This is a genomic window from Hymenobacter latericoloratus (genome assembly GCF_014199535.1).
Taxonomy (GTDB): domain Bacteria; phylum Bacteroidota; class Bacteroidia; order Cytophagales; family Hymenobacteraceae; genus Hymenobacter; species Hymenobacter latericoloratus.
The window spans coordinates 283,347-292,460 of record NZ_JACHNV010000004.1 but is presented as its reverse complement, the minus strand read 5'-3'; the positions used below and the strand labels follow the sequence as shown (position 1 = coordinate 292,460).

Genomic DNA, 9,114 nt, shown 5'->3' with positions numbered 1-9,114 from the left:
CACTAGCGGTATTGCTACCGCCCGTTCGACTTGCATGTATTAGGCCTGCCGCTAGCGTTCATCCTGAGCCAGGATCAAACTCTCCATTGTATAAATTACTACGCTCACCCAAAGATGAGCTGATGTCAAGTGCTGATCCGACTCGTATTCCTTGACGAGCTCTGTTGTGCTCTCTTCAGTTTTACGCTTGAAATAAGCTACTCTGTCTTGTTACCAAACCAGAGTAGCTTACCCTTTTATTTGTCTTTTCCAGTCATTCAAAGAACGTGTGCCAAAAACCGCTGTTTCTGACCGTGTGCCGCTTCGGATAAGCGGCTGGTTTCGTTAGCCTTTCCGTGCTTCCGTTCGAAGCGGGTTGCAAAGGTAACACTCTTTTTTCGTTTCGCAAGCTCAGCGCAAAAAACTTTTTCGAAGTGTTTCGCTTGCCGAAGCGCGCCAGTCGCTTCCGGTTGAAGCGGGCTGCAAAGGTACAACCGGTTTTGCTTTTTCCAAGCTTAGCCCCGGAAAACTTTTTCTTCGTTTTTCGTGGCCTCCGGGGCCTGAGCCCCGTTTCTGAGCCAGAACCGGGCGGCAAAGGTAGCACCTCTTGTTTATCTTCTGCAAGGAAAGCGCGAAAGTTTTTTTCGTCTTCCCAGCCCGCTTCCGGCTGAATCGGGGTGCAAAGGTAGCACCGTCCGTTTCACTTTCGCAAGCCCCACCCTCTCTTTTTTTTCGGGCGACCCGCGGGCAGCCCGTTTGCACAGGAAAGCAAGGAGCAGATTCGACCCAGCCGGCGCACCGCGTCCCGACCCTGGCCCCCTACCGCGTTTCGGTTTGGGAGTGCAAAAGTGCAGCACTGATCTGACATCTCCAAACCTAGCCCCGCCTTTTTTCGTTAAGGGTGACCGCCAAAGGTAATATGATGCTGTTTACCACCTGATGTTCAGATCATTATTTAATAATCTTGTTTATTATTTTCACCTAACTGTCGTGGGTGCGAATAAATCAGACAGGGAAGGAATGACAGCACGCAGCCGTTGGGACTCGTATCGAGCTATGGTTTCGCCTAGAACAGCGAGAAAGGGCAGGCCGATGGATTCGTATTCATATACTCCATCATTCACTATGCCGTCTTTATTAACATATAGTACGGCACTAAGAAAAAACTCTGTGTGGTGCGTGGAATCGGCGAAATAGGCGACATCGGCTAGGTAGCCGTGGGACATGCCTACTACATTATATATATGCAGATCAGGCCGCGCTGGGCGGCCACGATACCGGCCGTAGTAGAGGTACTTCTTGTAAGCATCGAAATACTGAGGGGATTTATACAGGCTATAGCCCGAGCCATGCGGGGTTTGGTGCAGGTAGTACCGCAGGAACGCGTAATCAGTGGGAGTTAGCAGGAGCCGCTGATGCTCGGGCGCATTCGCAGGAAAGAGAATAGACTTCAGTATATCTGTAATGTCTTGCAGGGGCAGATAATTGGCGGTGGTAAAATCGTAGGGGCGCCTGATTATACGACCACCAGCTTGATAGGCGTACCCTTGGGCAATACGGCCTAACGGATAAGTATAAGGAAGAGGATTCAGGGTAGCTGCTTGGCGGTAGCTGATCTGACCAGTATGAGGGTCCTGGAACTCAACAGGATTTGTGTGACGGTTGGCAGTTGTATCGCAGGGGGCAAAACGGCGAACTACACGGGCGCTTGGATACCCTAGCTGACTTAGCCGGGCATTGATAGCTCCTTGGCCAAGAAATTCATAGAGCCGGTTGTAGGCTTGATTGTCGCTAACCAGCAGCATGCGCTTGATGTAGTTTCCGACGGTATTGATTTGATCTGAATCGGGGGAGGTGACGAATGGGGCCGCCGTCTGGCAACGGAAGCCTACCCCAGTGGCCATGGGTGAACGACGCGTAAGCCCGGGCCGGCGTAACTGATTCAGCTTTTCGAGGGCCAATGCCGCAGTGGGCAGCTTCACCAGACTGGCCGGATTGAAATACCGGCGGGCATCCAGCCGAAAATCGTGCTGAATAAAGTGAGGCTGCTGGTGGTCGTCGCGGTTGATCTGGGTGTAAATGATTTGCAGCTCGTACTGACTTGCCCGGTTTACCACGGAGGCCAGACGCGAATCGGTGTGCAGTAGGCTGTCCAGCAAGGGACTATTGCCAACCCGGACAGTGGAGTTAACCGGTTTAACCAGCGTAACCGGATACTGGCTGCTGCACACAAAAGCACACCACAAGATCAGGACAGACGTAGCAAACCGACGGCTCATACTGTGGGGAAGGTAAGAACAGCAATAGTTTTGTTGTCATAAGCCCTTAAAAGAATAAGAGCTACTTCCAGGAAGAAGCAACTCTTACGCTAGTATCAGAAAGGGTTTGGCTACTGCACGGGGGTAGTACGATGTGCCAGTACCAGGTTCGACTCGTTGGGGCGCCAATTGTAGCCGGTGCCGAAGGGTAGGGTTCGGGCCGGATTTGTGGTGTCAGCGTATGCTGCGGTTAGTTCAGGCTGGTAGTGTTTGGCGAATAGATTGATGGGGCGCTTATAGGTTCCGTAAAAGGTAAACTCCCAGTTGGTAGCTGGCCGAAAGTATTTCATGGCAATGCCGGAGTCGTCCTGCAAAATATACGTGCTACGCTCCAGCACAAGGTTCCGGACTTTGCTGAAATAGGTCTTGTGCATGAGGTAGGTAGCCGATTTCACGTACGTGGTCAGGGGGCCCAGGGAACGGACATACTTCAGAGCGGCCTCTTTGGTCTTTCCTAGCTTCCAGTCGCTAAGGTCAGCGGAGAAGTACAAAACAGACTTCTTCTGGCCGCTTGGGGTACGCAGGGTCATTTCAACTCCGGGCACCGTTTTGGGCCCTGGGCGCTGAATGGCAGCTGTATCGGCCGCAGCCAGCTCTCCTTCGGGGGTAAGCTGGATGTAGCGCACGGCCTCTACCTGATGATTGGTGCGGGCAGCAAACAACATCATCAGGGGTAGGGCACCATCCAGCTCTACTGATTTCAGATCCACCGCCATGTCGTTGGTACGGAAAAAGCTGAAGTTGAGCACTGACCACAGCGAAGCTTTCAGGGCGGTGAATAGCCGTGGGTTCTCAAGAGTAGCCTGACGCGGTATGCTCCCTACCGGCTCCAACCCCATGAGCACATACGTGGAGCTGGAGGGAAACATGGTGGTTACGTTCAGAAAATCGGGGCCGCTGAAGGGGTAGAAGATAGTGGGGCTGGTGGCGCGGGCCGAATCAAGCTCCTGCTGCGCCCAGGCTTCTATTTTGATGGTGCGGGTAGCGTGGTAGGTAGTCCAGTTTTTAGCAGCATCGGCAGTGTACGCCTGCCACCCGGGCTGAGCAGTCAATTCTCGCAACTCACTGGTTTTACCAACGGGCAACCCGGCCAAATAAGCTGCTACATTATGGACAGCGGACGTATCGGGAGCGGTGGGCTTGGTGGCGGGCACCGGCCGGACGGCGGCCGAATCAGGCGGCGTAGCCGGAGAAATAGCGGATTGCTCAGTACGAGCTGATTTTTGATCAGAGCAGGCAACCAGACCTGCTACCAACGCCGACAGTACCAGCCGGGTGACGAAAAAACGCATACAAAACACACATTGAGGAGAGCCGAAAGGTAGAGAATATAGAACGGAGCAGACAGCGGCCTATAGCTTCTCGCCGCAGCGCCAACAAAATTCAGCTTCCGGCCGGTGCTCTGTGGCCTGGCAGACGTGGCAGATAACCTGTTTATAGGTAGGAGGAGTGCTTTGTGGCGAGGCCATCTGAGCCGACACAATGCCAGTGGGCACGGCAATGATGGCGTAACCCAAGATCATGAGCACGGAAGCCAGCGTCTGGCCCAGGACGGTAACCGGGGATATATCGCCGTAGCCCACCGTGGTTAGCGTAACGATAGCCCAGTAAATACTTTTGGGAATGCTGGTAAAGCCGTTTTTACCGCCTTCCACCACATACATCAAGGTGCCAATCACCACCACCAGCGTAAGCACGGCCGTCAGGAACACCAGAATTTTGAAGCGGCTAGCTTTGAGCGCCCGCACGATAAACTCACCCTCGCCAACAAAATGCCCCAGCTTGAAAATGCGAAACACGCGAAGTAGCCGAAGCGTGCGGATAACAAGCAGGTACTGACTACCTGCTACCAGTAAACTTATCAGGGTGGGCGCGAGGGCCATGAAGTCGATGATGCCCAGCAGGCTTAACGCGTAGGTCAGGGGGCGCCGCACCACAATCAGGCGGGCCAGATACTCCAGCATGAAGGCCCCGGTAAATACCCACTCCACCACCCGTAGGTAGGGCCCGTACTGCGCGTTAATACTCCGGACGCTTTCCAGCATAACCACCACTACGCTCAGTAGAATAGCCCACAGCAAGGCAATATCGAAGGAGCGCCCGGCGGGCGTGTCCGATTCGAAGATGATGCTATAAGCTTTTTGCTTCCAGGAGGGCAGTGCGCGTGCGTCAGGGGTTTCCATGCCGTAGAGAAAGTCTCACTACGACTGAGACCCAGCCGGGGGTTGAGCTGCCAGGCGCTGCCCCGCGAAATAGACCAGTAGCCCAAGGGCCAGCGTGCCCAGCCCGTAGAGCGTCTCCCAGGGTTTACTCCGGGCAATAAACCAGAGCGTCCAGCCATTGAGCAGCAGAAACAGCAGAGGGGTAACCGGGTAGCCCCACGCCCGATACGGCCGCGCTAGGTTGGGTTGGCGGAAGCGCAGCACAAACAGGCCCAGCACCGTCAGGAATGTAAACAGGCTCAGCACGAAGCCGGCGTACAGCAGCACCTGCTCAAACGTAGCCGTCAGGATGAAAAGTAGGGTAAGCGCGGTTTGAAACAGGGTAGCCCGCACCGGAATCCCCTGTGGGTTTACCTGCGCAAGTGGCCGGAGGGCGGGCAGGTCCTCCCCCATCACTTGCACAATGCGGGGCCCGGCAAATATCATAGAGCTGACTGTGGATACCAGCAACACGGCAATAGCCCCACCCATTACCCGCCCGGCAACGGGCCCGAACAGCGCCGTTGCTACCACAAAGCCCACCTCCAACTGCCCTTTCAGAACGCTGATTGGGGTTGAGTAGAGAAAAATAAAGTTCAGACCAACGTAAAGCAGCAAAACGATAATTGTCCCGACGAGCAGAATGCGGGGCAGGTTCCGCTGGGGCTGCTGAACCTCGCCCGTCAGGTAAACGGCCGCGTTCCAGCCTGAGTAGGCATACGAAACGTAAATCAGCGAAACAGCAAAAGAAGGGCTGAGTAGTTGCTGCCAGTCGGAGGAAGTGTGGGGGGCGAACCGGATGGCTTGCGGAGTAGCCACTGCCAGTCCTACCCCCATAAAGCCCACCAACACCAGTACTTTCAGGGCCGTGATGAGCACCTGTAAGCGGCTGCCCGCCTGCCGGCTGCTCATGTGTACGGCCGCCAGGGCCAGCACTACTGCGATGGACATGCCGACGGGTGATACGGCCGGCCATACACTCTGGGCGTAGCGGCCCAGGGCCATGGCCGCCAGGGCGGTGGGAGCCGCAAACCCTACCGTGGAGGATACCCAGCCCGAAAGAAAGCCGACCGCCGGATGGTAGATGCGGGACAAATAGTGGTACTCTCCGCCCGAGCGGGGCATGGCCGCGGCCAGCTCACCGTAGCTCAGCGCGCCGCACAGCGCAATTACGCCCCCTACCCCCCACAGCATCAGCAAGGCAAACCCGCTCTGAATATCCGCTACCTGAAACCCCAGGCTGGTGAAAACCCCCGTGCCTACCATGTTGGCTACTACAATGGCGATGCCCGTCAGAACGCTGATTTTGTAGGTAGAGGAAGCTGATGCGGGCATGCACTGGTTGGGTTAGCGGAAGCCAAAGATGCGGAGGTTCAGGATAACGCTCCTGCGGGCTATCCATAAAAAGGCCTTCGGGCGGGCAGGTACCCGCCGAAATTTCAGCTGGCCCTACCCGCCCGAAGGCTTAGTATTAACTTGATTTGACTACTAGCCGCCTACTGCTGCACCACTTTGGGGCGCTTGTACAATGGCACCGTGCTGCAGGGCTCGCCATACATAACGCTGCTGGTTACTGGCAGCAGCTTCTGCATGATGGCCACGTAGGCGTAGGTAGGCACCGGCTTGTCGCCGCAGCCCTTCACTACCACTTTCGCATCGTGGTACTGCGCTACATCAATGGCCGCAATGGCCTCGTGGAACAGCTCCTGCTCCAGGGCTTCCAGGCTACCAAACACGTAGCGGTGCGCATGATTCTGGAGCTTGGAAGCCAGCAGCATGTAGGCCCAGGTGGGCACAATAGCATCGGCCGAGCAGATAATGGCTACGTTCTTGCCGTCGTACTGGCTCCAGTCATGGGTTTTGATGAACTCCCGGAAGTCTTTCTCGCGCAGCATCAGCCCGTGAAACAGATTATCCTTAATGTCATACACTACCCGCTCGCCCGGATGAATAAACTCCTCAAGGTTGAGGGTAGTAAGGGCGCTTTGCGCCACGCGGTTGATGAATTCGTCCATGGTAAAGGTCAACCTAGGGTTCTCTAGTTACGAAAGCTGTCGATGCGGCTCCTGAGCCGAGTTGAAGACGAAGCTTACTGGCCCGCCTTGTTTTTGGGCGTGGTCGTGTGCACTTCCTTTAGGTAAAAAGGCTCGTAGTAGGCTACACTCTGAAACTCCTGCCGGTGGTAGGCGGCCACTCCCAACGCCCCGACTGCCACGGCCGAAGGCTCAATAGCTGCCAGAAACTCAGCGTGGGGGTTGCTGGCTACCAAAGGCTGGAACTTCTGCGCGCCGCCGCCAAAGAACAACAAAGAATGGTGGGCCAAATGTTCGGCCAGCGTAGCTTCTTCCAGAATCAGGGGGGTAGGCGCCAGCACTTCCGTTGCGTCGGGGCGGTAAATGGCCGCGTACACTTCCATCCGGCGGGCATCCAGCATGGGGCAGTATAGGTATTGCTCCGGCCGGGCCGTGCGGCTTGCCACCTGGTAGGCCAAGCTCCGCAGGGTGCTCACGGCCAACAGCGGAATATCCAGCGCGTAGCACAAACCCTTAGCGGCGGCCGCCCCAATGCGTAGCCCCGTGTAGGAGCCGGGCCCGTCCGATACGGCTACCCCTGCCACGTCCTGCAAGGTGTGCAGGGTATTCTCCAGTAGATGGTGTATCAGCACGCTCAGGTGGGAAGAGTGCGACTTTTCCAGCCGCAGCTCCGATTGGCCAAGTAACTGCCCGTCGTCCAGACGGTGCAGGGCCACGGAGCAAACAGGCGAAGAGGTTTCGAGGGAAAGCAGCAACTTGGACATGGCGCAAAGGTAAGGCTGTCGCCGGGAAGACCGTTGATAAACGAAAAAGCAGCCCGCGCTGAGCTGCTTTTTCGTTTACTACTGCTTTTAAACCCGATGCTTCCTTACTTCCCTCCTGCTGTGCTGCGCTTAGCTTCGGGGCGGGTTTTGGCTTCTAGCGTGCCGGGCTTGAGCAGAGCGGCGTAGCGGGGCTGGTCGTTGAGCACGTTCAGGGCCATCAGGATGTTGGGGTCATCGTCGAAGCTGGCCTCTACGCTGCCCTTCTGGAAGTAGTAGCGCGACACGATTTCCTGCTCCAGCAGCTCCCGGATTTCGGGCTTGAAGCGCATCAGGTCGTTGGCCTTGTTGGTGGTTACCTTTTTGCGCATGCCTTCCAGCTCGGTTCTCACGTCGTCGTAGTGCTTTTCCTCTTTCACTTTCTTGGTGAGGTCGGCTAACGCTTTTTCGGCGTCGGTGCTGTAGCTGATGTCTTTGCCCTTCAGGTATTCAACAAATTTCTGGTAGTCGGCATCCGAGAGCTTGAACTGCCGGGCCGGGGCAATACTGGCGTGCTCGGCCCGGTAGCGGGTAGCGTAGTCGAACAGGTAGCTTTTCTGCAGCAGCACCCGCGTAATGTCGGCAATTTCACGGTCCTGCACTTCCACATCGGGGGCTACCCCACCGCCATCGTACACCGTGCGGCCAGCCACGGTCCGGAAGGAAGTACGCAGCGAATCGGGCACTTTGCCCAGCGTCCCGTCTTCGGCCCGGTGGGTGTAGTCGATTTCCTGAATGCAACGGCCACTGGGGATATAGTATTTGGCCGTCGTGACTTTGAGTTGGGAGTTATAGCTCAGCGGGCGGGTAGCCTGCACCAAGCCTTTGCCAAAGGTCCGCTCCCCTACCAGTACCGCCCGGTCGTAGTCCTGCAGCACACCCGAAACAATTTCGGAGGCCGAAGCCGAGCGGTTGCTGGTAATCACCACCATCGGAATCTGAGTGTCCAGCGGAGCATCGAGGGCCTTGTAGGTTTTGTTCCAGTCAGAAACTTTGCCCTTGGTGCTCACGATGTCCCGGCCCTTGTCCACGAACAGATTGGAGATATTCACGGCCTCATTGAGCAGGCCGCCCGGGTTATCCCGAATATCAAAGATGAGCTTTTTGGCGCCCTGCTCCTTAAGCTTGGCCACGGCCAGCCGCACTTCCTTACCGGCATCCACCGTGAAGCCCGACAGCTGGAAATAGCCGACCTCCGGGGTCAGCATGCCGTAGTACGGCACATTATCTACCTGAATCTTGTCGCGGGTGATGTTGATTTCTACGGGCGCATCCTGGCCGTAGCGCGTCACCATCAGCTTCACCTGAGAGTTAGCCTGCCCCTTCAGCAGCTTGCTGATATCGGCGTTGCTTTTTTTGTCAACCCCAACTCCGTTGATAGTCAGAATCTCGTCGCCGGGCAGCAGGCCGGCTTTCTGCGCGGGGTAGCCCTCGTAGGCCGCCTGCACAACCGTTCGCCCGCTTCGCTTCACGACAACCGCCCCAATGCCTCCGTACTGCCCGGTGGTCATGGTCCGGAAGTCCTCGATATCGTCCTCGGGAATGTAGTTGGTGTAGGGGTCCAGCGACTTGAGCATCGCATCGATACCCGTTTTCACCAGCTTGGCCGGCGGCACCTCGTCCACGTAATAGGTATTCACTTCCTTGAACAGGGTAGCGAAAATGTCGAGGTTCTTGGCTATTTCGAAATACCGCTCATTATCGGAAGCCGAGCGGAAGGATACGAGCAGCGCCGCTCCACCAAGCAGGGCAACGGCGGCCAGGGATTTTTTGCGCATAAACG

At 56.3% G+C, this 9,114-nt stretch carries 7 protein-coding genes and 1 rRNA gene; all 8 read right to left on the bottom strand.

The window, feature by feature from the left end:
- Positions 1 to 90, bottom strand: a 16S ribosomal RNA gene (locus tag GGU46_RS15735); the annotation flags it as partial.
- A gap of 866 nt (positions 91 to 956) precedes the next feature.
- Positions 957 to 2,258: a serine hydrolase gene (locus GGU46_RS15730; RefSeq protein ID WP_183404513.1), complete on the bottom strand. Its 1,302-nt coding sequence runs from the start codon at positions 2,256 to 2,258 to the stop codon at positions 957 to 959.
- Positions 2,259 to 2,368: 110 nt separating this feature from the next.
- Positions 2,369 to 3,589 carry a hypothetical protein gene (locus GGU46_RS15725; RefSeq protein ID WP_183404512.1) on the bottom strand — a complete coding sequence of 407 codons (1,221 nt, stop codon included), beginning with the start codon at positions 3,587 to 3,589 and terminating at the stop codon, positions 2,369 to 2,371.
- A gap of 60 nt (positions 3,590 to 3,649) precedes the next feature.
- Entirely contained in the window at positions 3,650 to 4,480 is an 831-nt protein-coding gene (locus GGU46_RS15720) for an ion transporter (protein WP_183404511.1), read from the bottom strand.
- A gap of 18 nt (positions 4,481 to 4,498) precedes the next feature.
- On the bottom strand, positions 4,499 to 5,833 hold the full coding sequence (locus tag GGU46_RS15715; protein ID WP_183404510.1) for an APC family permease: 1,335 nt from the start codon (positions 5,831 to 5,833) through the stop codon (positions 4,499 to 4,501).
- A gap of 161 nt (positions 5,834 to 5,994) precedes the next feature.
- Positions 5,995 to 6,513 carry a DUF2480 family protein gene (locus GGU46_RS15710; protein ID WP_183404509.1) on the bottom strand — a complete coding sequence of 173 codons (519 nt, stop codon included), beginning with the start codon at positions 6,511 to 6,513 and terminating at the stop codon, positions 5,995 to 5,997.
- A gap of 74 nt (positions 6,514 to 6,587) precedes the next feature.
- Positions 6,588 to 7,295 carry a tRNA (adenosine(37)-N6)-threonylcarbamoyltransferase complex dimerization subunit type 1 TsaB gene (tsaB, locus tag GGU46_RS15705; protein WP_183404508.1) on the bottom strand — a complete coding sequence of 236 codons (708 nt, stop codon included), beginning with the start codon at positions 7,293 to 7,295 and terminating at the stop codon, positions 6,588 to 6,590.
- Positions 7,296 to 7,399: 104 nt separating this feature from the next.
- Positions 7,400 to 9,109 (bottom strand): S41 family peptidase, encoded by a 1,710-nt coding sequence (locus tag GGU46_RS15700; RefSeq protein WP_183404507.1) that lies wholly within the window; start codon positions 9,107 to 9,109, stop codon positions 7,400 to 7,402.
- Between the last annotated feature and the right edge of the window lie 5 nt (positions 9,110 to 9,114).

What these genes read in the sequence shown, in the direction of transcription:
- GGU46_RS15725 (WP_183404512.1), bottom strand. Translation starts at nt 3,589, where the DNA reads ATGCGTTTTTTCGTCACCCGGCTGGTACTGTCGGCGTTGGTAGCAGGT.
- GGU46_RS15720 (WP_183404511.1), bottom strand. Translation starts at nt 4,480, where the DNA reads ATGGAAACCCCTGACGCACGCGCACTGCCCTCCTGGAAGCAAAAAGCT.
- GGU46_RS15710 (WP_183404509.1), bottom strand. Translation starts at nt 6,513, where the DNA reads ATGGACGAATTCATCAACCGCGTGGCGCAAAGCGCCCTTACTACCCTC.
- tsaB (WP_183404508.1), bottom strand. Translation starts at nt 7,295, where the DNA reads ATGTCCAAGTTGCTGCTTTCCCTCGAAACCTCTTCGCCTGTTTGCTCC.
- GGU46_RS15730 (WP_183404513.1), bottom strand. Translation starts at nt 2,258, where the DNA reads ATGAGCCGTCGGTTTGCTACGTCTGTCCTGATCTTGTGGTGTGCTTTT.
- GGU46_RS15715 (WP_183404510.1), bottom strand. Translation starts at nt 5,833, where the DNA reads ATGCCCGCATCAGCTTCCTCTACCTACAAAATCAGCGTTCTGACGGGC.
- GGU46_RS15700 (WP_183404507.1), bottom strand. Translation starts at nt 9,109, where the DNA reads ATGCGCAAAAAATCCCTGGCCGCCGTTGCCCTGCTTGGTGGAGCGGCG.